Annotated in this window: 1 protein-coding gene; it reads right to left on the reverse strand. The window is 70.8% G+C overall.

Features of this window, described 5'->3' with window-relative positions:
- Nucleotides 1-263 precede the first annotated feature (263 nt).
- A complete protein-coding gene (locus AC08ON_RS03600) occupies nt 264-1442 on the reverse strand; it encodes an acyl-CoA dehydrogenase family protein (RefSeq protein WP_476606418.1) in 1179 nt (392 codons plus the stop codon).
- Between the last annotated feature and the right edge of the window lie 383 nt (nt 1443-1825).

The raw sequence follows: 1825 nt of genomic DNA on the forward strand, positions 1-1825 counted from the left end.
ACGCACACCGCGAGCCAGCCCTGTTCGCCGATCGCCTTCCACAGCTCGGGGGGGTGCCCGTCACCGTCGGGATCGGTGAAGACCGCGCGGACGGCGGTCAGATCGAAGCGGTCGGCCAGGAAGTCCCGGACGGTGGCGGCGAGCGCGCGCTGCTCGTCGGTGAGGGCGAAGAACACGGGCTCGGACCTCCGGAGGCGGGGCGAGGCGGGATCAGCGGGATGAACAGGACCGGGCACGGGCACGGGCCCGAATCGCGACCATGATCATGATCCGCGTGGCAGGCCGAGGACCCGCTCCGCGACGATCGTGCGCTGTACCTGCGAGGATCCACCCCAGATGGTGACGGAGCGGGTCCAGAAGCTCTCCTGCCGCAGCGTCGTCAGATCGAGGTCCGCGGTGGGGTGGGTGAGCGCCACATCGGCGCCGAGCAGCGCATCAAAGGTCTCGAACAGGTCCTGGTACGTCTCCGACCACTGCAGTTTGGTGATCGACGACTCGGCCCCCAGGTCATGGCCCTGCTCTACCTGGGTGAGGACGTGCATCGAGTGGTAGCGCAGGCATTCGAGCTCGACCATGCGCCGGCCCAGCTCCTGGCGCAGCACCGGGTCGGTGTCGCGCCCGAGCGCCCGGGCGACCCGGACGATCTCGTCGTAGCTGCGCCGGAAGCCGGTGTACTGACTGATCCCGGACGCGCCGCGCTCGAACGACAGCAGAAGCATCGCCGTCGCCCAGCCGTTGCCGATCCCGCCCAGGCACTCCGACGCCGCCACCCGCACGTCGGTGAGGAAGACCTCGCCGAACTCGCTGACGCCGCTCATCTGCCGGATCGGCCGGACCTCCACCCCGGGAGCGTGCATGTCGATGAGCAGCAGCGAGATGCCGTGATGGCGCCGGCTGCCGGGCTCGGTCCGGACCAGGGTGAAGATCTTGTCGCCGCGGTTCGCGAACGTCGTCCAGACCTTCTGCCCGTTGACCACGTACTCGTCCCCGTCGAGCACCCCGGACGTACGCAGCGCCGCGAGGTCGGAGCCCGCGCCGGGTTCCGAGAAGCCCTGGCACCAGATCACCTCGTTGCGCAGCATCGGCCCGAGGATGTCGCGCTTCTGCTCGGGCGTCCCGACCGTCATCACCGTCGGCGCGAGGAAGGCCAGGCCCAGCGTGTTGACCGAGCGCGGCGCCCGGGCGAGCTGCGTCTCCTGGTCGTAGATGGCCCGCATCCCCGGGGTACCGCCCCGGCCGCCGTACTCCACCGGCCAGTCGATCCCGGCGAAGCCCGCGAGCGCCTTGCGCCGTTCCCAGTCCCGCCGCAGGTCGAAGCCCTCGGCCTCCCCCACACCGGCCCAGAACCCGGGCTCCGTCCAGGCGGCGGGGATGTTCTCGGCGAGCCAGGCCCGCAACTCGGCACGGAACCGTTCCTCGGCCGGCGGGTGGGTCAGGTCCATGCGTTGACCTCCATCTGGTGTTGACCTCCGTCTGGTCGCCCATCTGGTCGCCTTACACGGGATCCCGGGACGGTCGCACTCGCATCCCACCACGCCCCGGCCGGACGTTCACAGACGTTCATGGACGTTCAGCGATCCCGCGCCCGGGCGCCGGACACCGGACACCGACAGCCGGCACGATGGGTGGCGAGCCGCCGGAGCGTCCCGGGCGATCACGGCGACGGGACGCGAGGACGTTCGCAGGAGAGGAAGCAACTGGCGATGACGCCGACCAGACACGGAACCCCGACCGCCCGGCTCGACCAGGTCGGCCGCGCTGAGGCACTGCGCCGGATGGGAGCGGATCCGGTGGATGTGGCCGTGATCGGCGGCGGGGTCACCGG

This window comes from Frankia sp. CoWAU3, assembly GCF_977971855.1.